The organism is Pseudomonas sp. AL10, assembly GCF_029960685.1.
GTDB classification, from domain to species: domain Bacteria; phylum Pseudomonadota; class Gammaproteobacteria; order Pseudomonadales; family Pseudomonadaceae; genus Aquipseudomonas; species Aquipseudomonas lactis.
In genome coordinates, this window is record NZ_JASBQZ010000063.1 from 1 (window position 1) to 20321 (window position 20321).

The following is a 20321-nucleotide window of genomic DNA, read 5'->3' on the forward strand; positions in this document are numbered from 1 at the left end:
GATTAAATTCCGAAACCCCAATTGCGAAAGCAGTTGGGGTTTTGTTTTGGGCGCTTGAAAGTCGGACGCCTGCGAAGCTTGCACAGTGTTCTATCGAAATCTTTTGTGCAGATACCCTAATACGAGTCGAACCTTGCGTGTGATCAAGGTTCACAGGTGGTGCGCCGTGTATTTATCTCCACGGTTATGTACCTCACAGACACCCATGTGGCGTCTGAGCTGTGAAACAAAATAATCCCCGTAAACAGGCTCTGCCGCCTGTCCGGATTCAACTGCCCCGGACTATCATGCTGATAGCCCTACCCCTTACCGCAAGGAGCCGCTCGGAACGCCGATGCGCCAGATCTGGAAATCTTTTCGAGCCCTTTATTTCGCCTCCTTGATGATGCTGATCGGCTCCGGCCTGCTTAGTACTTATCTGGCTTTGCGTCTGGCAGCAGACAATGTCGACAGCTTGTGGGTCGGTGCGCTGATGGCTGCCAACTATTTTGGCTTGGTGCTGGGCGGCAAGCTCGGGCACCGCCTGATTGCCCGGGTCGGGCATATTCGTGCTTACGCCACCTGCGCGGGGATCGTCGGCGCAGCAGTGCTGGGTCACGGTTTGGTTGATTGGCTGCCAGCCTGGATTGTGCTGCGGATGATCGTGGGCTTGGGGATGATGTGCCAGTACATGGTTATCGAGAGTTGGCTCAATGAGCAGGCGGATGCCAAGCAGCGTGGCGTAGTGTTCAGCGGCTACATGATTGCGTCCTACCTTGGGCTGGTACTGGGCCAGTTGATCCTGGTCATGCATCCCCATCTGGGGCTTGAGCTGTTAATGCTCGTGGCGCTGTGCTTCGCGCTGTGCCTGGTCCCGGTGGCCATGACCCGGCGCATTCACCCGGCTCCACTGCACCCGGCCCCGATGGAGCCGCGCTTTTTTATCAAGCGCGTGCCGCAGTCGCTCAGCACCGTGTTGGGTGCTGGGTTGATCGTCGGTTCGTTCTACGGCTTGGCACCGCTCTACGCCTCTCAGCAGGGCCTGACAACTGAGCAAGTCGGCCTGTTCATGGGTAGCTGCATTTTTGCTGGATTGGTCGTGCAGTGGCCGCTGGGCTGGTTGTCGGACCGCTATGATCGTGCGCTGCTGATTCGCTGCTTTGCCTTGTGCCTGGCGGTGACGGCCTTGCCGTTGGCAATCATGACGCAGGTACCGTTGGAAGTACTGTTCGTGGCAGGCTTCTTCTGTTCGCTGGTGCAGTTCTGTCTTTACCCTTTGGCTGTGGCCTTTTCCAACGACCATGTGGAAGGCGATCGTCGGGTGTCACTGACGGCCATGTTGCTGGTGACCTACGGGATTGGCGCCAGCGTGGGGCCGCTGTTGGCAGGTGTGGTGATGAAGCTATTCGGCAGCCAGATGCTCTATGCGTTTTTCAGCTTATGTGCGTTGATCCTGGTGTGGCGCATTCGACCCAAGGCTGTGACCAACCTGCATCAGGTCGACGACGCACCGCTGCATCACGTGGCAATGCCCGACAGCATGTCCAGTTCGCCCTTGGTGGCTGCCCTTGACCCGCGGGTGGATGAGCAGGTGGTACAGGAGCAGATGCAAGTGACTGTGCCTGATCCAGAGCCCGCCCCTGAAACCGAGGAGCCGACGAGCGAAGAGTCGCACGAGCCACCAGACCCGGACGAGCATCCCCATGACTTAAGCAGGGCACGCCCCTGAACGAAAAAACGGGCAGATCCCATCAGGATCTGCCCGTTTTTTTATCTCAGCGTCTAACGCTTAAAGATCGTCGTCTTTATCGAAGCGCCGAGCTTCACGTTGTAATTGGTAGACAAAGCGCTCCACTTGGCGCTGCACCAAACCACTCATGTTGTGAAAGCGCACGCCGGCAAAGGTGGTGTTGATCTTGTCTTCGAAGTGCAGGTAGCGCAGTTCCACAGAGGTGGTCATGCTGCCGAAGGGCAGGGCAGCGATAAAGCGGTCATAGACCTGGCCCAACTGCAGACGCTCGGAGATATCGCCTTCAAAGCGCAATTTGCAGCCGGTTGCCGAGATATCCAGCAGCTTACCGCTGATAGGCGCCTTGAGCTTCTCGCCACCCAACTGAATGTCCACCAATTGCGCGAGCTTAAGAGCGGCGCGGAAGGCATTGCGTCGTTGGTGGTAAACCACTTCGCCGGGCAGGCTGCCGCTGTAGATGCGGTGGCCGCCTTTTTCGCTGATGGTCAACGTGCCATTGCTTTCCCAGGCAACCCGCACACCCTCATGGAAACCTTCGATACGGAAGGCTTCGCCATTCTCAAGATAGCGTTCACCGTCACGGGGAATCATTTCGTCCAGTACCAGCGTCTTGCTGTCCCGGTCGATGTCCACCAGGTAGCTCTGGAAGCGCTGGCTGCGTTCGTGGAAAGTGATGATCAGTGGGTCATGGCTTTCTTGCAGCATCCGCAACGTGCTGGCGATTTCCAGAGGCGTGGTGAGCACCTTGGGTGGCTGCGGTGCATCTTCCGCATTAAGGGCGTTGAACACGGTTCTTCCATCTCCAGGCAAAATACGACTACACGCAAGAACCGGCATTTTGCCAGTATGTAGCGCGCCTTGGATAGGCCACGCTGTAAACCGGCGTCAGGCTTGGCTGCGGGTGCTTGGCTTGACCAGGCGTGAGGTGGAGCCTTGGGCGTTGTAAAGGGCCGGAGGCTCTCCGCCGTGCAGTATGCGCAGCTGATTGGCGGTCGTGGCTTGCTGAAGCTGGATCGACTGACCGTTGAGCAGGTTGGCTTCCTGGCACTGGGCAAGCAAATGATTGAGTTCTTTGCTTTGTGCCAGCAGTTGATCGCCAACTGAAGAGTGGCTGGCCAGTTGTGCCAGGCCATCATGATCGGCAGGCAGACCCAGGCTGATCAGAATCTCACTGCGCTTTTTGCCATGCTGTTCAAGCAAGACAATCAGCGATTGTTTGCGCGCCAGGATTTCTTCCAGCAAGCGCATATCCCGGCCGTACAAGGCCAGGGATTCTTCCTTAAGCAGCTCGAGCAATTGTTGCGTCGGCGCCAGATCATCAATGATCAGTTGGAGCAAATGTTCGTCGTGGTGCATGGCTGGCCTTGGGTTTTAAGCGTCCAAAAGCCCTGCGCAGGCCTTTGCCTAGCGCTCGGCTTCGAAGTTGAGCAGCTTGCTGGCTACACGGTTGCTGTCGACTTTATAGCTGCCATCGGCGATCGCCTGTTTCAACTCGGCCACGCGGGCTTTATTGACGACGGGTTGATCGCGCAGCGAGTCAGTGACCTTTTGCAACTGTTGAGCCTCATTGCTCAGGTGTACCGATTCCCCACTCTGGCTGGCGGCGGCCTGCTCTGCTTTGGCAGGCAAGGGCTGCGGCTTGGCTTCTACGCTGTCCTTGGCACCGCCGGTGCGCGTATTGCCGGGCAAGGCCGGGGCGTTATTCAAACGACTGAAATCAATGACCATGTTGAAAAACCTCTGGGTATTTGGACGCTTGCCATGTTTTCGGCCATACCCGGGCAAACTTTAGGCTCGATTGACAATAAACCTGTTCGGCTCAATATCCAGCACACAGTGTAGGAAAAGCTGGCATTTGATTCCAGTCATCTATAGCGCCACCTCGACCTGACCTGGCGCGGTGACTCGCGCCTTGATCACGCGATTGGAGTTGAGGTTCTTGACACGGATCTGTTCGCTCATGCCGCCATTGGACAACGCCTCTCCCGGCATCCTGACGTTCAGGCCGCCACTGCTGGCGGAAATCACCACCTGGTCACCCTTGCGAATCACCTCGGCCTGTTCCAGATGAACCAGCGTGAGGACTTGGTCGGTGACCACTGGCCGGGTGAGTTTCTGCCCGACGGCCTGGTCCAGCGACGTCAGGTAGCCTTGGTTGATCAGGCTGATGTCCCGCTCGCGCAACGCCACATCGTCGTAGCCGATGATGCCGGTGCGCTTCAACGGTCTCGCCACGACCACCACGTCGCGAAACAGCTTGACCTGAGCCGGTACAAAAACCGTCCAGGGCGAGGCGCCCTCACAGCGCACCTTTACGGTCACACGGCCGATGGGCTGGGCGGGGCTTTCCAGGGTGGCTGTCAATTCCTTGTCGCACAGTGGCATGCGCAAACGGGGGTCCAACTGGTTGACCTGGATTTCATAACGCCCCGGCGTCTGGGTGGTCGCCAGATAATCTTCTACAGTGAACTCAAGAAAGCCTTGGGTGACGCCGATAAGTAGATCAGGCAAGGTAACGTTGTCGGCGCGGGCCGTGACGCCCAGGCCCGAGACAAGCAGCGCCAGCGCGGCGCAGAGCAGTCTGCGGTAGCGTGAGCGGCCAGGGTGTCGGGAAACTGTCGTTTTAATATCCATACTCAGTAAATAGCAAAGCTCGTGCCGTTTAGTGTTGGGTACGCGTCGTACCCCTAGGATTTAGGAGTCTGGGCATGGCAGGTGTAATGGATTCAGTAAACCAGCGCACACAGCTGGTAGGGCAGAATCGCCTGGAGTTGTTGCTTTTCCGCCTGGATGGCAATCAGTTGTATGGCATCAACGTGTTTAAAGTGCGTGAAGTGCTGCAATGTCCCAAATTGACGATCATGCCCAAGTCCAGTCCGGTAGTGTGTGGCGTGGCCAACATTCGTGGCGCGACCATCCCGATTCTTGACCTGGCAATGGCCACGGGGGCCGCGGGTTTGCAAGACCGCCAGAACCCTTTCGTGATCATCACCGAATACAACACCAAGACCCAGGGTTTCCTGGTGCGCTCGGTGGAGCGCATCGTCAATATGAACTGGGAAGAGATCCATCCGCCGCCCAAGGGCACGGGGCGCGATCACTACCTGACGGCGGTGACGCGGGTCGACAACCAGTTGGTGGAAATCATCGACGTGGAGAAGATCCTCGCCGAAGTGGCCCCCACCTCGGAAACCATCTCCGTCGGTGTGGTGGATGCCGAAACGGCACACAAGGCGGTTTCGTTGCGCGTGTTGACCGTGGACGACTCTTCCGTAGCGCGCAAGCAAGTCACACGTTGCCTGCAAACCGTCGGGGTGGAGGTGGTGGCCCTCAATGACGGGCGCCAAGCCCTGGATTACCTGCGCAAGCTGGCGGACGAGGGCAAGAAGCCCGAAGAAGAATTCTTGATGATGATCTCTGACATCGAGATGCCGGAAATGGATGGCTACACGCTCACGGCCGAGATACGTAACGATCCACGCATGCAAAAATTGCATATCATCCTGCATACTTCGTTGTCGGGGGTATTCAATCAGGCAATGGTCAAGAAGGTCGGTGCGGATGACTTTCTGGCCAAATTCCGTCCTGATGACCTCGCATCCCGGGTAGTCGACCGGATCAAGGCAGCAGATCACGGCTAGGGGATGTCCCCCGGCGGTCACACGATTTAAGAGGCGGCATCATTGTCTACGGGTAATTTGGATTTCGAACAGTTCCGGGTCTTCCTGGAAAAAGCCTGTGGCATATTGCTCGGTGAAAACAAGCAGTACCTGGTATCCAGCCGCCTCAACAAGCTGATGGAACAGCAGGGCATCAAATCCCTGGGTGAGTTGGTCCAGCGGATCCAGGGTCAGCCGCGCAGTGGGCTCAAGGAAATGGTGGTCGATGCCATGACCACCAACGAAACCTTATGGTTTCGCGATACCTATCCCTTTGAAGTGCTCAAGAACAAAGTGTTGCCCGAAGCCATCAAGGCCAGCCCGGGCCAGCGCCTGCGTATCTGGTCGGCGGCCTGTTCTTCGGGGCAGGAGCCGTACTCGATCTCGATGTCCATCGACGAGTTCGAGCGAACCAACATCGGCCAGTTGAAAGCCGGCGCGCAAATTGTGGCCACGGACTTGTCCGGCACCATGCTCACCAACTGCAAGACCGGTGAGTACGACAGCCTGGCCCTGGGCCGAGGCTTGTCCCAGGAACGCCTGCAACGCTACTTCGATCCCAAAGGGGCAGGGCGTTGGGCGATCAAGGCGCCGATCAAGAACCGCGTCGAATTTCGCTCGTTCAACCTGCTCGACAGCTACGCCAGCCTGGGCAAGTTCGACATGGTGTTCTGCCGCAACGTGCTGATCTATTTCTCGGCTGAAGTGAAGAAAGACATCCTGTTGCGCATCCACGGCACCCTCAAGCGCGGAGGTTATCTGTTCCTCGGTGCTTCCGAGGCGCTCAATGGGCTGCCGGATCACTTCCAGATGGTGCAATGCAGCCCTGGGATCATCTACCAGGCCAAGTAGTCTGGATGTATGCAATAAAAACTGTGGGAGCCGGGCTTGCCCGCGATGGCGGTGTGTCAGTCGATGAATAGGTCGGCAGGTACTGCGCCATCGCAGGCAAGCCAGCTCCCACATTTTTTTCTCGGCAAGCTGGAGTAAAGCGGCAAGCCCCATTGCCGCTTTACTGGCACTACGCGGAAATCGCTTGCCGCTTTTCTGGCATAGTCGCCGGCAACTTCCCTCGAAGCCCTTGATATACGGGCTCCCGCAAGATTGGCATGCACCTTGCTATAACCCTGCTAACGAACAGCAGGTCAGCCTAAAGGTTTCCGCCATGAGCATCAGCTTCGATAAAGCGCTCGGTATCCACGAACAAGCCCTGGGCTTCCGCGCCCAGCGTGCCGAAGTCCTGGCCAACAACATTGCCAACGCCGACACCCCGAACTACAAGGCTCGGGACTTGGACTTCTCCGCTGTGCTCGCCGCACAACAGGACAAGACCAAGAACGGCACCTTCGCCTTGAATATGACCAACAGCCGTCATATTGAAGCGCAAGGCCTGAGCAAGGGTGACGAGTCGCTGCTGTATCGCACACCGATGCAGCCGTCGATCGACCAGAACACCGTCGACGCCCAGCTGGAGCAATCGAACTACGCCGAAAACTCGGTGAACTTCCAGGCCAGCTTCACCCTGCTCAACAGCAAATTCAAAGGGCTGATGTCAGCCCTGCGCGGAGAGTAAGCCATGTCCCTGTCCAGTGTTTTCAATATTGCCGGCAGTGGCATGAGCGCGCAGACCACGCGTTTGAACACCGTCGCCAGTAACATCGCCAACGCCGAAACCGTCTCCTCGAGCATTGACCAAACCTATCGCGCCCGCCACCCGGTGTTCGCCACCATGTTCCAGGGGGGGCAGGCAAGCGGCAGCGATTCGTTGTTCCAGAGCCAGGACGCCGCCGGCTCCGGTGTGCAGGTGTTGGGCGTGGTTGAAGACCAGAGCAACCTGGAGGCCCGTTACGAGCCCAACCATCCGGCCGCGAACGAAAAGGGCTACGTCTACTACCCCAACGTCAACGTGGTCGAGGAAATGGCTGACATGATCTCTGCCAGTCGCTCGTTCCAGACCAACGCGGAAATGATGAACACCGCCAAAACCATGATGCAGAAGGTTCTGACCCTGGGTCAGTGATAAGGGGCGCCAAATAATGGCCATCGTTGATACGTCAAACAACACGGCGGTTCAGGACCTTTTCAATTCCAAGGTCAAGACTGCGACGAACAACAGCAGCGTCAGCGACGCTTCCAAGACGGCGACGGGCAACCAGTCGCTGGGCAAGGATGCGTTCCTGCAACTGCTCGTCACCCAGCTGAAAAACCAGAATCCGCTGTCGCCCCAGGACAACGGCGCGTTCGTCGCGCAGCTTGCACAGTTCAGCAGCCTGGAAGGCATCAATACCCTGAACGACTCGGTGAACAACATCTCCAGCAACTTCAGCTCGTCGCAGGCGCTGCAGGCTTCGTCGCTGGTGGGGCGCTCGATCATCATCCAGACCGACAAGGCCATGGTGGATACCAGCAAGAGCATGACCGGTTCGGTGGCAGTAACCTCGGCGGTGGGCAATGTCTCCGTCAAGATCACCGACAAAGACGGCAATGTGGTGCGCACCGTTGACATGGGCGCCCAGAGTGCCGGTACCCAGAGCTTTATCTGGGATGGCAAGAACGACAAGGGCGAGGTTGCCCCAGCTGGCACCTACACCTTCAATGCCACCACCAAGAACGACAAAGGCGACGCAGTGGCCTTGACCACTTCGCTGCCCGCCACGGTCACCAGCGTGACCCTGAGCAAGACCGGCGGCGAAATGCTGCTCAACCTTGCAGGCGGCATGGGCAGCGTCAAGCTGTCGCAAATTCAGACTATCGGTACATAGAGCCGGCTAAATACGGCAGAGGGAGAGAAACATGTCTTTTAATATCGGCCTTAGCGGCCTCTATGCGGCCAACAAACAACTGGACGTGACCGGCAACAACATCGCCAACGTCGCGACCACTGGCTTCAAGTCATCCCGTGCGGAATTCGCCGATATCTACGCGGCTTCCAAGCTGGGCACTGGCCAGAACAGCATCGGCAATGGTGTGAACCTGGCGGCGGTGTCCCAGCAGTTCACCCAGGGCGACGTCAACGGCAGCGGCGGCATCCTCGACATGGCGATCCAGGGCGGTGGCTTCTTCGTACAGAAGGGCAGCGACGGTTCGCTGGAGTACACCCGTAGCGGCGCTTTCCGTGCGGACAAGGACGGCTACATCACCAACAACACCGGCACTTCCCGCCTGCAAGGGTATGCCGCGGACGATAATGGCAAGATCAGCAAGGGTGGCTTGGTCGACCTGCAACTGAATCTGGCGAACCTGCCGCCCAAGGCGTCCACCAAGGTCGACTCCACCAGCAACCTGAACTCCTCGGAGCCGGTGATCGACCAGACGGCCAAGCCGTTTGATCCAACCAAGACCGAAACCTTCACTACCCAGTACAGCACCACCTTGTACGACTCCCAAGGTAACGCGCACCCGATGGTGCAGTACCTGGTGAAAACCGACGGCAACAAGTGGAATGCCTATACCCTGATTGACGGTCGCAACCCCGATGGTTCGGCTCCGACCGGCACCCCTTCGACGCCACCTGTGCCGTCGACATTGACCTTTGACGGCGCTGGCAATCTGACTACCGTCGTCACCAATGGTGTGTCCGACAAGACCCTCACCGTTGCCGGTTGGGTTCCCGGAAAGGTAACTGACGGCGTATGGAAGGCTAACGGTGCGGATGCCAACCCGGGTGGTATCGCCATCAACATGGCCAACATTACCCAGTACAACTCGGCCACCTACCGTAACCCTCCGGTCACCGATGGCTATGCCACCGGCCAGATCACCGGCCTGAAAATCGACGGCAGCGGGGTCCTGTTCGCCACTTTCAGCAACCAGCAGAGCAAGGCCATCGGCCAGATCTCCCTGGCCAGCTTCAACAACGAGCAGGGCCTGCAGCCAGCCGGTGCGACCACCTGGAAAGAGACCTTCGCCTCGGGCCAGCCGGGTTATGACAACCCGCAAGCCGGTACCCTGGGTTCGATCGTGGCCAACTCCCTGGAGAACTCCAACGTCAACCTGACCAGCGAGCTGGTGGACCTGATCAAGGCCCAGAGCAACTACCAGGCGAACGCCAAGACCATCTCCACCCAAAGCACCATCATGCAGACCATCATTCAGATGACCTGATGCCACCGCGCTAATACCCGCACACAAAAAGGCCCCTCGATCGAGGGGCTTTTTTGTGCGCGCGCGTTACTAGTTTACCGCTTGTTTCACCTCGCCTTACTGCTGGAACGCCCACCGCCCATTGCGCCACGTACGGGGCACGGGCGCCTGTCGCCCATCGATCAGCGGGAGAGAGGTATGGCGATGTACAAGCAGTGGGAAGGGGTGCCAGCAGGCAGCCATTGGTTTGTTCTGAATAACTACAGCGCCGGTCTATACAGACGCAAAAGTCAGTCGGATGAGCCCGGGGGAGGCAAGTCCTCTGATGCTGAATCGGTGAGGCAACTGCTCAATGAGTTGAGAGATGCCGAGAAAACATCCAAGAGCCAAACCGTCCAAGACATTCGTGACAAGTTGAACGAGAAGCGCGAAGAGCTGGGTGATGAGAAATTCAAGGAGATCATGCAGGAGTTGATGGCGAAGGCGGACGTCTCCTGGCTGGAGATGCTGCGCCGTCTGATGAAGCAATGGTTTCCGGAAATCGACGATACATCACCCACACCTTCGCCGCCTTCTCCTCGCCCGTCGCCAGGTGGTGGCGGTGGTGGGGGCGGTGGGGGCAGGCCAAGCCCCGGTAATTTCGGGCCCAGCGAGCCCATGAGTAATCTGCCGATTACCGAAGGTTCCAAGCACTTTAACTACAAGCCTGATCAAAGTAACCCAGGGAAAAAGCCGGACAACATCTGGAGTGGATTCAGCCAGGGGCCCGATGGCAACTGCGTCACGGTGTCAGCGATAAAGGGCGCAATGATGAAGTTCGGCCAGAAACCCACCGACGTTTTCAAGGAGGTAAAAGAGACGGCAGACGGTTATCACGTGAAGATGCGCGACGGCTTCGAACTTAATCTATCCAAGGATGAATTAAAGCAGGCGGCCAGGTATGCGCAGTTCAAGGGGGACAATCCGGGGATGATGACGGATGCCAACTTCATGTTCGCAGCGAGCGCCAAGCGGGCACAGATTGAAGGTAATGGCCTGGACGACAACCCTAGTCAATCCAAAAGAAGCTTCGCCCACGCGATGCAAAGTTTGAACAACGGCGAAATGCCCCACGAAGCATTGGATCGCCTGGGGTTGAAAGGGCTATACAGGCAGTCTTCAAGCAGTGAGCTGGCGAGCGGCAAGCTCGGTGTCGTGGCCTACGATCGCCATTCGATGGCGGTCATCGACGGGCGGGTGGAGTTGTGGGGGCGCAGAGGTGGCGCGCCCAAGCAAGGTATTGCGTACGCGTTTCTCTAAGGCGATAAGCAAAAAGCCCGATAAACCCTATGCAGTCGGGGTCTATCGGGCTTTTTCAAACCAGAGGGGCAATCCCCCTGGACTGGCTCAGCTTATTGGCAAGCTTCGCAATCGGGTTCGTCAATCGCGCAGGCCTTTGGCACAGGTGCCGGGCCGGCTGGCGCTGCGAGTACCGAGTCATCACCGTGGTTACCGCTGGAAACAGCGTTCAGCTTACCGGTGTTGATGGTCGACTTCTCGGTGCTGGTCGCGGCCAGGGCACGGAGGTAGTAAGTGGTTTTCAGGCCACGGTACCACGCCATGCGGTAGGTCACGTCCAGCTTCTTGCCCGAGGCGCCGGCGATGTACAGGTTCAGGGACTGGGCCTGGTCGATCCATTTCTGACGACGGCTGGCGGCGTCAACGATCCACTTGGTGTCCACTTCGAACGCGGTCGCGTAGAGCTCTTTGAGTTCTTGCGGGATGCGTTCGATCTGCTGCACGGAACCGTCGTAGTACTTCAGGTCGTTGATCATGACCGAGTCCCACAGGCCGCGGGCTTTGAGGTCGCGAACCAGGTATGGGTTGATCACGGTGAATTCGCCAGACAGGTTCGATTTCACATACAGGTTCTGGTAGGTCGGTTCGATCGACTGCGACACGCCAGTGATGTTGGCGATGGTGGCGGTCGGCGCGATGGCCATGATGTTGGAGTTACGAATACCTTTCTGCACACGGGCACGTACCGGCGCCCAGTCCAGGGTTTCGTTCAGGTCAACGTCGATGTACTTCTGGCCACGGGCTTCGATCAGGATCTGTTGCGAATCCAGCGGCAGGATGCCCTTGGACCACAGCGAACCCTGGAACGTCTCGTAGGCGCCACGCTCGTCTGCCAGGTCGCAGGAAGCCTGGATCGCGTAGTAGCTGACCGCTTCCATGGACTTGTCGGCGAACTCGACGGCTGCATCGGAGCCGTAAGGAATGTGCTGCAGGTACAAAGCGTCCTGGAAGCCCATGATCCCCAGGCCAACCGGGCGGTGCTTGAAGTTGGAGTTCTGCGCCTGTGGCACCGAGTAGTAGTTGATGTCGATGACGTTATCGAGCATGCGTACGGCGGTGTTGACGGTGCGTGCAAGCTTTACGGTGTCCAGCTTGCCGTTGACGATGTGGTTCGGCAGGTTGATCGAGCCCAGGTTGCAAACGGCGATCTCGTCCTTGTTGGTGTTCAAGGTGATCTCGGTGCACAGGTTCGAGCTGTGGACCACGCCCACGTGCTGCTGCGGGCTGCGCAGGTTGCATGGGTCCTTGAAGGTCAACCATGGGTGGCCGGTTTCGAACAGCATGGACAGCATTTTGCGCCACAGGTCTTTGGCCTGGATGGTCTTGAACAGCTTGACCTTGCCTGGGTACTCGGTGAGGGCTTCGTAGTACTCGTAGCGCTCTTCGAAGGCCTTGCCGGTCAGGTCGTGCAGGTCCGGTACTTCGGATGGCGAGAACAGGGTCCACTTGCCGTCATCGAAGACGCGCTTCATGAACAGGTCCGGGATCCAGTTGGCGGTGTTCATGTCGTGGGTACGACGACGGTCATCACCGGTGTTCTTGCGCAGCTCGATGAACTCTTCAATGTCCATGTGCCAGGTTTCCAGGTAGGCACACACAGCGCCTTTGCGCTTGCCACCCTGGTTCACGGCAACGGCGGTGTCGTTCACCACTTTCAGGAACGGTACGACGCCCTGGGACTTGCCGTTGGTGCCCTTGATGTACGAACCCAGTGCGCGCACCGGTGTCCAGTCGTTACCCAGGCCGCCGGCGAATTTGGACAGCATGGCGTTGTCGTGGATCGCGTGGTAGATGCCCGACAGGTCATCCGGCACGGTGGTCAGGTAGCAGCTCGACAGCTGTGGACGCAGGGTACCGGCGTTGAACAGGGTCGGGGTCGACGACATGTAGTCGAAGGACGACAGCAGGTTGTAGAACTCGATAGCGCGGTCTTCTTTGTTCTTCTCTTCGATCGCCAGGCCCATGGCCACGCGCATGAAGAACACTTGCGGCAGTTCGAAGCGGATACCGTCCTTGTGGATGAAGTAACGGTCGTACAGGGTTTGCAAGCCCAGGTAGGTGAACTGCTGGTCACGTTCGTGGTTGATCGCCTTGCCGAGCTTTTCCAGGTCGAAGGTGGCCAGGATCGGGTTCAGCAATTCGAATTCGATACCTTTGGCGATGTAGGCCGGCAGGGCCTTGGCGTACAGGTCGGCCATCTCGTGGTGAGTGGCGCTGTCGGCGACTTTCAGGAAGCCCAGGCCTTCGGCACGCAGGGTGTCCATCAGCAGGCGGGCGGTCACGAACGAGTAGTTCGGCTCACGCTCTACCAGGGTACGGGCGGTCATCACCAGGGCGGTGTTGACGTCGGTCAGGGCCACGCCGTCGTACAGGTTCTTCAGGGTTTCGCGCTGGATCAGGTCACCGTCGACTTCTTCCAGGCCTTCGCAGGCCTCGGTGATGATGGTGTTCAGGCGGCCCAGGTCCAGCGGTGCGAAGCTGCCGTCGGCCAGGGTGATGCGGATCGACGGGTGCGCTTGAACGGCGGCTTCTTCGGCCGGGGAACGTACGGCACGCTCCTTGGCGCGCGAGTCACGGTAGATCACGTAGTCGCGGGCCACTTTCTGCTCGCCGGCACGCATCAGGGCCAGTTCGACCTGGTCCTGGATTTCTTCGATGTGGATGGTGCCGCCCGATGGCATGCGACGCTTGAAGGTCGCGGTGACCTGTTCGGTCAGACGGGCAACGGTGTCGTGGATGCGCGACGAAGCGGCAGCGGTGCCGCCTTCAACTGCAAGAAACGCTTTGGTGATGGCGACGGTGATTTTGTCATCGGTATAAGGAACGACAGTGCCGTTACGCTTGATCACGCGCAGTTGGCCAGGTGCAGTGGCGGACAGATCCAGGTTCGAATCAGCGGCCTGCGGCACGGAGCCTTGCGGGTTCTCGCGAGTTGTGTCGGTTTGCATGAGGGGGTGTCTCCACATTCTATATTTATTTGGGCACCATCACGGTGCCCACCGTTCCGTCCTGAAGCACTTACAGCAGGCCTGGGCCTGGCATAACAACTTCGGGACAGGAGGAAGGGAGCTCATCGCGCCGCTTCCATGCCGAAGTCTTTGGTTCGGGGCCGGGGAGCCCTTCGCCGTATTCCTGGTGGGTGACAGTGGCCCCATTCAAGCCCTGCAACACCCGTACCGTTTTCTGCCAATCGGGCTGGAAAACGGTTGCCATCCGCGTGCGCGGTTTGGGCTTTCAAAAAATGCTTTGGTTCAACCAAACACGAGCAAGAAAGCGCTTGAGTTTCTTGCCGGATATGTGTTTGGTCTTTTCGCTGAAAACCCTACATGTAGGGTTTTTTTAGCGCCGAGGTACAAGATAATGCGTTTTGGGGGGCTTAGCAACGCACTACCTGTGGATAACGCTGTGGGTAAAATGTGTATGAATCATGGAACACCCGTGTAGGCCGCATTACTACTGGATTACACCGTTTGTCACCGAATATTCCCGGGTAGAAACTGCCGGCGGGAATTTTGAGGGCGCGAACCCTACCACAAAAAATCGCCATGACCGAATGGATTTCCCGGCTTGTGTTCAAGGGGCGGTGCATGGCTACAATCGGCCTTTGTTATGCCCTCACAACATGACAAACAGGCTATGCCTGCTGAAGATCAATAGGTGGGAGCTGGCTTGCCTGCGATGGCGGTGTATCAGCCACCCACAGGCTCGCTGACCCACCGCCATCGCAGGCAAGCCAGCTCCCACACCGACCGTATTTCACATTCGATTGTGTCGGCCAGAAGAAATTCTAATAACAACGAGGTAGCGCATGGAGCAAGAAGCCTGGCAGATACTGATCGTCGAGGACGACGAGCGACTCGCCGAGTTGACCCGTGAGTACCTGGAAAGCAACGGCCTGCGCGTGTCGGTAGAAGGCGATGGTGCCAAGGCCGTGGCGCGCATCATCGCCGAGCAGCCGGACCTGGTGATCCTCGACCTGATGCTGCCCGGCGAAGACGGCCTGAGCATCTGCCGCAAGGTGCGCGAGCGCTATGACGGTGTGATCCTGATGCTCACCGCGCGCACCGATGACATGGACCAGGTGCTGGGCCTGGACATGGGCGCCGACGACTATGTGTGCAAACCCGTGCGCCCGCGTTTGTTGCTGGCGCGTATCCAGGCGCTGCTGCGCCGCAGCGAAGCGGCGTTGCCCGTTGCAGTGGAAAACCAGCGCCGCCTGCAGTTTGGTCCGCTGGTGGTGGACAATGCCTTGCGCGAAGCCTGGTTGCATGAGGGCAGCATCGAACTGACCAGCGCGGAATTCGACCTCTTGTGGCTGCTGGTTGCGAACGCCGGGCGCATCCTGTCCCGCGAAGAAATCTTCATCGCCCTGCGCGGCATTGGTTATGACGGCCAGGATCGCTCGATTGACGTGCGTATCTCGCGCATTCGCCCAAAGATCGGCGACGATCCGATCCACCCACGCCTGATCAAGACCATCCGCAGCAAAGGCTACCTGTTCGTCCCCGAAGCCGCTGCCGATATGCCGCTGTGAACTCGATCTTCCTGCGCATCTACGGCGGCATGTGCGCGGCGCTGATCCTGGTGGCGCTGCTCGGCGCCCTGGCGCTGCACCTGCTCAATGACGTGCGCAGCGGCCAGTACCGTGAGCGCCTGGCTCACGGCACCTTTGCGTTGATGGGCGATAACCTGCAACCCATGAGCACCATTGAACGCCAGCGCGCTTTGGCGGTGTGGGAACGTTTGCTGGGCATTCCGCTGGAGCTGCGCACGTTCACCGACGCGCAATTGGACCTGGGCCAGCGCAACCGCCTGCAACGCGGCCAGGTCCTGGTGGAACAGACCGGCCCCCACGCGGCGCGGGTGCTGCGGTTGGTCAGCGAGCAAGAGCAACTGGTGCTTACCGGCGAGGTGCAGCAGATCAGCGAGCAATTGGCCCGTGCGACTATTTACCTGCTGGCCGACGAACTGGTGCGTTTCCCGGTGGCCGAACAACCCCAGCGTCTGGCCGACATCAAGCACGCCAAGGGTTTTGGTTTTGAAATGCACTTGACGGCCCTTGACCAGGCCGACATGGACGACGACCAGCGTCGTCGCGTGGCGGAGGGCGATACGGTGATGGCGCTGGGCAAGGGCGGCGATTCGATTCGCGTGTTTGCCGGGATGGTCGGCACCCCGTGGGTACTGGAGATCGGCCCGCTGTACCAGATGAACCCTTACCCGGCGCAGTGGCTGATCCTGATCACCTTGATCGGTCTTACCCTGATCGGCTTGATCGTCTATCTGCTGGTGCGACAACTGGAGCGCCGGCTCAAAGGTCTGGAGGCGGCGGCCACGCGTATCGCCAAGGGCAACCTGGAAGTGCGCGTGCCGGCTCGCGGCGCCGATTCGGTCGGGCGCCTGGCGGCAGCTTTCAATGGCATGGCTGAGCACTTGCAGCAATTGCTGGCGATTCAGCGCGAGTTGGTTCGCGCGGTGTCTCACGAGCTGCGCACACCGGTCGCGCGCCTGCGCTTTGGCCTGGAGATGATCGGTGACGCCGCCACGCCGCAAGCGCGACGCAAATACCTGGAAGGCATGGATGGCGATATCCAGGACCTCGATGGCCTGGTGGACGAGATGCTCACTTATGCCCGCTTGGAGCAGGGTGCGCCGGAGCTGAATTTCCAGCGCGTGGACCTGAATGCATTGCTCGACCAGGTGATTGGCGAATTATCGCCATTGCGCCCGCAGGTCACCGTCACCCGGGGTATTTGCCTGTCCTCGGCGCATTGGGATGACGCCTGGGTCGATGCCGAGCCGCGCTACCTGCACCGCGCCCTGCAAAACCTGGTGAGTAACGCCATGCGCCATGCCAAGGGCCAGGTGCTGATCAGTTATCAGGTAGGGCAGGTGCGTTGTCGCATCGATGTGGAAGACGACGGCCCCGGCGTGCCGGAAAGCGCCTGGGAGCGGATCTTCACGCCGTTCCTGCGCTTGGATGACAGCCGTACCCGCGCCTCTGGCGGGCATGGCCTGGGGTTGTCGATCGTGCGGCGGATTATCTATTGGCACGGCGGGCGGGCGTTGATCAGCAAGAGCAATAACCTGGGCGGGGCGTGCTTCAGCCTGAGCTGGCCCAGGGATCAGGATAAGCCCTGAAACCCAACTGTAGGAGCGAGCTTGCTCGCGAAAAACCTCAACGATAACGCGTGCTGCCTGAATAAACGCGGCGCCTGTGAGTTTTTCGCGAGCAAGCTCGCTCCTACATTGCGACAGCCACCAGGCTCAACAACTGCTCCCCTTGCACCACAAACTGCCCTTCCAGCTCTTTGCCATGGCCCCACTCTTGCGAAAGATCGGTCAGCAACCGCAGACGCACTCTCCCAGCCGCTGACCACTCCAACACCTCGGCATGCTCGAAATAAAAGCGCTTGTGCACGATCGGATAGAGCGCCTTGAACAGGCTCTCCTTCACCGAAAACGTCAGCGTCACCAGCAAGGCCTGTTGCTCACGGGGCAGGGCGGCCATGCGCTGCAGCTCATCGGCGGTCAGGATCTCCCCGGCCAGGCGGTCCGCCCTTTCCGGTGACAGCAGGTGCTCCAGGTCCATGCCCAGCCCGCGCCATTGCGCCTTGTGCCCGACAATCGCCGCAGCGTGTCCGGTGCTGTGGGTGATGGAACCACTGATATGCCCTGGCCAGACCGGGGCGCGGTCTTCGCCAATGGCCGGGATGCAGTGCAGATGATCGAGTCGTTGCAGTGCTTCGCGCGCGCACAGGCGGCCGGCGAGAAATTCCGCCTGGCGCTTGGCGACCGAGCGCTGGATGCTCGCCGGCGGCGGTACATCGCAGCGCTGGAAATCGCCCGGGCTCAATAAAGCTGGGTCGAATCGCGTGCTCAAAAACACCGTGCCCGGCAAGGGAACCGGCAACGGCCAATGATCATCGAGTGGGGTGCAGCAAGCGGGTAGGGGCGTCATGCGCGGTATTTTGCCGAGTTGGCGGGCCAGTGGATAGCCCGGTGCGGTTCAGCTGCGGTTCAGAGCCTGTTCAGGGGGAGTTCAGGGGCGCCTGCGTAGTCTGGACCCCACAGCCCAAACGCGTATGAGGTAACCACCATGACTGCGATCAAAAAGCTGATGTTGGCCTTGACCATGCTTGGCGCCACTGCTGGCGTGCAGGCGTCCGATGGCGCCTTTGCGGCCTTTGGCAGCGAGAAAACCAAGAAATCCAGCAACCTGATCCATCGTGTCAGCTTCGAAGACGCCGGCACCCAGGCCGCGCCGTGGGGCCAGGCCCTGGGCGCTACCCCTGCGCAACCCGACTATCGCAGCGGCTACGCGCACCTGACCGGCCACTACAATGGCATAAAACTGCGCCCCCAAGAGCTGCAGGGCCGCTATGATATCCCCCTGTCGGCTAGTTGAATTGCAGTGGAGAACCTTATGAAATTGCTGGTGGTGGAAGATGAGGCGCTGCTGCGTCATCACCTGTTTACCCGCCTGACCGACAGCGGGCATGTGGTCGAAGCCGTGGCCAATGCCGAAGAAGCCCTGTACCAGACCGGCCAATTCAACCATGACTTGGCGATCATCGACCTTGGCCTGCCCGGTATGGGCGGCCTGGACCTGATTCGCCAGTTGCGCACCCAGACCAAGACCTTCCCGATCCTGATCCTCACCGCCCGCGGCAACTGGCAGGACAAGGTGGAAGGCCTGGCGGCCGGGGCCGACGACTACGTGGTCAAGCCGTTCCAGTTCGAAGAGCTGGAGGCGCGCATGAACGCCTTGCTGCGCCGCTCCAGCGGTTTTACTCAATCGACTATTGTTGCCGGGCCGCTGCTGCTAGACCTCAACCGCAAGCAAGCCTCCCTGGACGAGCAACCCCTGGCGCTGACTGCCTACGAGTATCGGATCCTCGAATACTTGATGCGTCATCATCAGCAAGTGGTCGCCAAGGACCGCTTGATGGAGCAACTGTACCCGGATGACGACGAGCGCGATCCAAACGTGATCGAAGTGCTGGTCGGCCGCCTGCGCCGCAAGCTGGAAGGCCCGGCCGGGTTCAAGCCGATCGATACCGTGCGTGGCCTGGGCTACCTGTTCAATGAGCGCTGCCGTTGATTCGTTCGCTACGTGTGCGCCTGATGCTGGCGGCCGCCACCCTGGCCGTGCTGTTTATGCTCGGCTTGTTGCCGGCCATGCAAGGCGCGTTCAGCCTGGCGCTGCAGGATTCCATCGAACAGCGCCTGGCGTCGGATGTGACCACCCTGATATCTGCGGCGCGGGTCGACAATAACCGCCTGCTGATGCCGGCGCAGCTGCCCGATGAGCGTTTCAACCTCACCGACAGTCGGCTGCTGGGCTATATCTACGACCGTGAAGGCCATCTGGTATGGCGCTCGCGGGCGACCCAGGAAGAAAACATCAACTACAAACCGCGCTACGACGGGCGCGGCAACGAGTTTGCGCGGATTCGCGAGGCCAATGGCCAGGAATTCTTCGTGTATGACGTCGAGGTCCGGCTGCTGGGAGGCAAGAGCGCGGCGTTCAGCATTGTCGCCCTGCAGCCGGTACGCGAATACCAACTGACCCTCGAAGGCCTGCGCGAGAACCTCTACCTCGGGTTCGGCGCGGCCTTGCTGGTGTTGTTGACGCTGTTGTGGCTGGGCCTGACCTGGGGCCTGCAAGCCCTGCGGCGCCTGAGCCATGAGCTCGACCAGATCGAAGGCGGCACCCGCGAAAGCCTCAGCGAAGAACACCCCCGCGAACTGCTGCGCCTGACCGGCTCCCTCAACCGCTTGCTGCACAGTGAGCGCGAACAGCGTGCGCGCTACCGCGACTCACTCGATGACTTGGCCCACAGCCTGAAAACGCCACTGGCGGTGTTGCAGGGCGTGAGCGAAGACATGGCCCAGCGGCCTGAAGAACGTAGCCAGGCGTGGGTGCTGCAATCGCAGATCGAACGCATGAGCCAGCAGATCGGTTACCAACTGCAGCGTGCCAGCCTGCGAAAAAGTGGCCTGGTGCGTCACCAGGTACGCCTGGAACCGGTGGTGCAAAGCCTGTGCGATACATTGGAAAAGGTTTATCGCGACAAGCGGGTCACCGTGACGTTTGATCTGCCGCAGGCCTGCGAGGTGCCCATCGAAAAGGGCGCGTTGCTTGAAATGCTCGGCAACCTGCTGGAAAACGCCTACCGCCTGTGCCTCAAGCAAGTGCGTATCAGCCTGGTGGAAAACCTCGATGGCATTGAGCTGTGTATCGAAGACGACGGCCCTGGTGTGCCACCGGACCAGCGTGCACGGATTCTGCAGCGTGGCGAACGGCTCGACCGCCAGCACCCGGGGCAGGGGATAGGGCTGGCGGTGGTCAAGGACATCATTGAAAGCTATCACGCGCGGTTGACGTTGGGAGATTCAGCGTTGGGTGGGGCGGCGTTCAGGATTCACTTTCCTGCCTTGTGATCTTGACCTTAAGCGCCCCGTTAAACCACGCTGGCCGTAATTCGACAGTGATTTGGGGGGTAAAC

The 20321-nt window shown here is 59.4% G+C and carries 19 protein-coding genes; 13 read left to right on the plus strand and 6 right to left on the minus strand.

Annotation, left to right across the window (positions count from 1 at the left end; translation table 11 throughout):
• The first annotated feature begins 334 nt into the window (after positions 1-334).
• Positions 335-1708 (plus strand): MFS transporter, encoded by a 1374-nt coding sequence (locus tag QK296_RS27570; RefSeq protein ID WP_003193586.1) that lies wholly within the window; start codon positions 335-337, stop codon positions 1706-1708.
• A gap of 60 nt (positions 1709-1768) precedes the next feature.
• Here the strand turns inward: QK296_RS27570 and QK296_RS27575 are convergent, their stop codons facing one another.
• The 4 genes from QK296_RS27575 to flgA all read right to left on the minus strand — a co-directional run bounded on the left by QK296_RS27575 (position 1769) and on the right by flgA (position 4363).
• Entirely contained in the window at positions 1769-2518 is a 750-nt protein-coding gene (locus tag QK296_RS27575; RefSeq protein WP_014719585.1) for a flagellar brake protein, read from the minus strand.
• A 96-nt stretch (positions 2519-2614) separates the two neighbouring features.
• Positions 2615-3085 carry a flagellar protein FlgN gene (locus tag QK296_RS27580; protein WP_003193583.1) on the minus strand — a complete coding sequence of 157 codons (471 nt, stop codon included), beginning with the start codon at positions 3083-3085 and terminating at the stop codon, positions 2615-2617.
• 48 nt (positions 3086-3133) lie between these two features.
• On the minus strand, positions 3134-3457 hold the full coding sequence (gene flgM, locus QK296_RS27585; protein WP_003193581.1) for a flagellar biosynthesis anti-sigma factor FlgM: 324 nt from the start codon (positions 3455-3457) through the stop codon (positions 3134-3136).
• 141 nt (positions 3458-3598) lie between these two features.
• Positions 3599-4363 carry a flagellar basal body P-ring formation chaperone FlgA gene (flgA, locus tag QK296_RS27590; protein ID WP_003193579.1) on the minus strand — a complete coding sequence of 255 codons (765 nt, stop codon included), beginning with the start codon at positions 4361-4363 and terminating at the stop codon, positions 3599-3601.
• A 74-nt stretch (positions 4364-4437) separates the two neighbouring features.
• On the opposite strand from flgA, the gene QK296_RS27595 reads away from it, so the two are divergent.
• The 7 genes from QK296_RS27595 (at position 4438) to QK296_RS27625 (ending at position 10770) form a co-directional block, all read left to right on the plus strand.
• Positions 4438-5370, plus strand: coding sequence for a chemotaxis protein CheV (locus tag QK296_RS27595; protein WP_003193578.1), 933 nt, complete (start codon positions 4438-4440; stop codon positions 5368-5370).
• Positions 5371-5412: 42 nt separating this feature from the next.
• Positions 5413-6240 (plus strand): protein-glutamate O-methyltransferase CheR, encoded by an 828-nt coding sequence (gene cheR, locus QK296_RS27600; RefSeq protein WP_003193575.1) that lies wholly within the window; start codon positions 5413-5415, stop codon positions 6238-6240.
• Positions 6241-6553: 313 nt separating this feature from the next.
• The gene (flgB, locus tag QK296_RS27605; RefSeq protein ID WP_003193573.1) at positions 6554-6961 is read left to right on the plus strand and encodes a flagellar basal body rod protein FlgB; all 408 of its coding nucleotides are present in this window, start codon (positions 6554-6556) and stop codon (positions 6959-6961) included.
• 3 nt (positions 6962-6964) lie between these two features.
• On the plus strand, positions 6965-7408 hold the full coding sequence (flgC, locus tag QK296_RS27610; protein ID WP_003193572.1) for a flagellar basal body rod protein FlgC: 444 nt from the start codon (positions 6965-6967) through the stop codon (positions 7406-7408).
• 16 nt (positions 7409-7424) lie between these two features.
• Positions 7425-8150 carry a flagellar hook assembly protein FlgD gene (gene flgD / locus QK296_RS27615; protein WP_003193570.1) on the plus strand — a complete coding sequence of 242 codons (726 nt, stop codon included), beginning with the start codon at positions 7425-7427 and terminating at the stop codon, positions 8148-8150.
• A gap of 31 nt (positions 8151-8181) precedes the next feature.
• The gene (gene flgE / locus QK296_RS27620; RefSeq protein WP_003193569.1) at positions 8182-9492 is read left to right on the plus strand and encodes a flagellar hook protein FlgE; all 1311 of its coding nucleotides are present in this window, start codon (positions 8182-8184) and stop codon (positions 9490-9492) included.
• 177 nt (positions 9493-9669) lie between these two features.
• Complete coding sequence (locus tag QK296_RS27625; protein WP_183043786.1) at positions 9670-10770, plus strand: hypothetical protein; 1101 nt, start codon at positions 9670-9672, stop codon at positions 10768-10770.
• A gap of 92 nt (positions 10771-10862) precedes the next feature.
• Here the strand turns inward: QK296_RS27625 and QK296_RS27630 are convergent, their stop codons facing one another.
• Entirely contained in the window at positions 10863-13757 is a 2895-nt protein-coding gene (locus QK296_RS27630; protein WP_003193565.1) for a ribonucleoside-diphosphate reductase subunit alpha, read from the minus strand.
• 860 nt (positions 13758-14617) lie between these two features.
• Between QK296_RS27630 and QK296_RS27635 the strand changes: the two genes are divergently transcribed.
• Positions 14618-15343: a response regulator gene (locus tag QK296_RS27635; RefSeq protein WP_003193563.1), complete on the plus strand. Its 726-nt coding sequence runs from the start codon at positions 14618-14620 to the stop codon at positions 15341-15343.
• A complete protein-coding gene (locus QK296_RS27640; RefSeq protein ID WP_003193562.1) occupies positions 15340-16950 on the plus strand; it encodes an ATP-binding protein in 1611 nt (536 codons plus the stop codon). Before QK296_RS27635 ends, QK296_RS27640 begins: the two co-directional genes overlap by 4 nt.
• A 103-nt stretch (positions 16951-17053) precedes the next feature.
• Here the strand turns inward: QK296_RS27640 and QK296_RS27645 are convergent, their stop codons facing one another.
• Positions 17054-17770 carry a 4'-phosphopantetheinyl transferase superfamily protein gene (locus tag QK296_RS27645; protein WP_003193561.1) on the minus strand — a complete coding sequence of 239 codons (717 nt, stop codon included), beginning with the start codon at positions 17768-17770 and terminating at the stop codon, positions 17054-17056.
• Positions 17771-17908: 138 nt separating this feature from the next.
• Here QK296_RS27645 and QK296_RS27650 point away from each other — a divergent pair, with 138 nt between their 5' ends.
• Genes QK296_RS27650 through QK296_RS27660 form a run of 3 tightly spaced genes read left to right on the plus strand, consistent with a single transcriptional unit; the run spans position 17909 to position 20256 of the window.
• Positions 17909-18217 (plus strand): hypothetical protein, encoded by a 309-nt coding sequence (locus tag QK296_RS27650; protein ID WP_003193560.1) that lies wholly within the window; start codon positions 17909-17911, stop codon positions 18215-18217.
• Between the two features lie 18 nt (positions 18218-18235).
• Positions 18236-18913: a response regulator gene (locus QK296_RS27655; RefSeq protein WP_003193559.1), complete on the plus strand. Its 678-nt coding sequence runs from the start codon at positions 18236-18238 to the stop codon at positions 18911-18913.
• Entirely contained in the window at positions 18910-20256 is a 1347-nt protein-coding gene (locus tag QK296_RS27660; protein ID WP_019817208.1) for an ATP-binding protein, read from the plus strand. Before QK296_RS27655 ends, QK296_RS27660 begins: the two co-directional genes overlap by 4 nt.
• Positions 20257-20321: the final 65 nt, after the last annotated feature.

Excerpts from the sequence above, each read along its gene's own strand:
- QK296_RS27570 (WP_003193586.1), top strand. The coding sequence starts at position 335 with ATGCGCCAGATCTGGAAATCTTTTCGAGCCCTTTATTTCGCCTCCTTG.
- QK296_RS27580 (WP_003193583.1), bottom strand. The coding sequence starts at position 3,085 with ATGCACCACGACGAACATTTGCTCCAACTGATCATTGATGATCTGGCG.
- flgM (WP_003193581.1), bottom strand. The coding sequence starts at position 3,457 with ATGGTCATTGATTTCAGTCGTTTGAATAACGCCCCGGCCTTGCCCGGC.
- flgA (WP_003193579.1), bottom strand. The coding sequence starts at position 4,363 with ATGGATATTAAAACGACAGTTTCCCGACACCCTGGCCGCTCACGCTAC.
- QK296_RS27595 (WP_003193578.1), top strand. The coding sequence starts at position 4,438 with ATGGCAGGTGTAATGGATTCAGTAAACCAGCGCACACAGCTGGTAGGG.
- flgB (WP_003193573.1), top strand. The coding sequence starts at position 6,554 with ATGAGCATCAGCTTCGATAAAGCGCTCGGTATCCACGAACAAGCCCTG.
- flgC (WP_003193572.1), top strand. The coding sequence starts at position 6,965 with ATGTCCCTGTCCAGTGTTTTCAATATTGCCGGCAGTGGCATGAGCGCG.
- flgD (WP_003193570.1), top strand. The coding sequence starts at position 7,425 with ATGGCCATCGTTGATACGTCAAACAACACGGCGGTTCAGGACCTTTTC.
- flgE (WP_003193569.1), top strand. The coding sequence starts at position 8,182 with ATGTCTTTTAATATCGGCCTTAGCGGCCTCTATGCGGCCAACAAACAA.
- QK296_RS27625 (WP_183043786.1), top strand. The coding sequence starts at position 9,670 with ATGGCGATGTACAAGCAGTGGGAAGGGGTGCCAGCAGGCAGCCATTGG.
- QK296_RS27630 (WP_003193565.1), bottom strand. The coding sequence starts at position 13,757 with ATGCAAACCGACACAACTCGCGAGAACCCGCAAGGCTCCGTGCCGCAG.
- QK296_RS27635 (WP_003193563.1), top strand. The coding sequence starts at position 14,618 with ATGGAGCAAGAAGCCTGGCAGATACTGATCGTCGAGGACGACGAGCGA.
- QK296_RS27645 (WP_003193561.1), bottom strand. The coding sequence starts at position 17,770 with ATGACGCCCCTACCCGCTTGCTGCACCCCACTCGATGATCATTGGCCG.
- QK296_RS27650 (WP_003193560.1), top strand. The coding sequence starts at position 17,909 with ATGACTGCGATCAAAAAGCTGATGTTGGCCTTGACCATGCTTGGCGCC.
- QK296_RS27655 (WP_003193559.1), top strand. The coding sequence starts at position 18,236 with ATGAAATTGCTGGTGGTGGAAGATGAGGCGCTGCTGCGTCATCACCTG.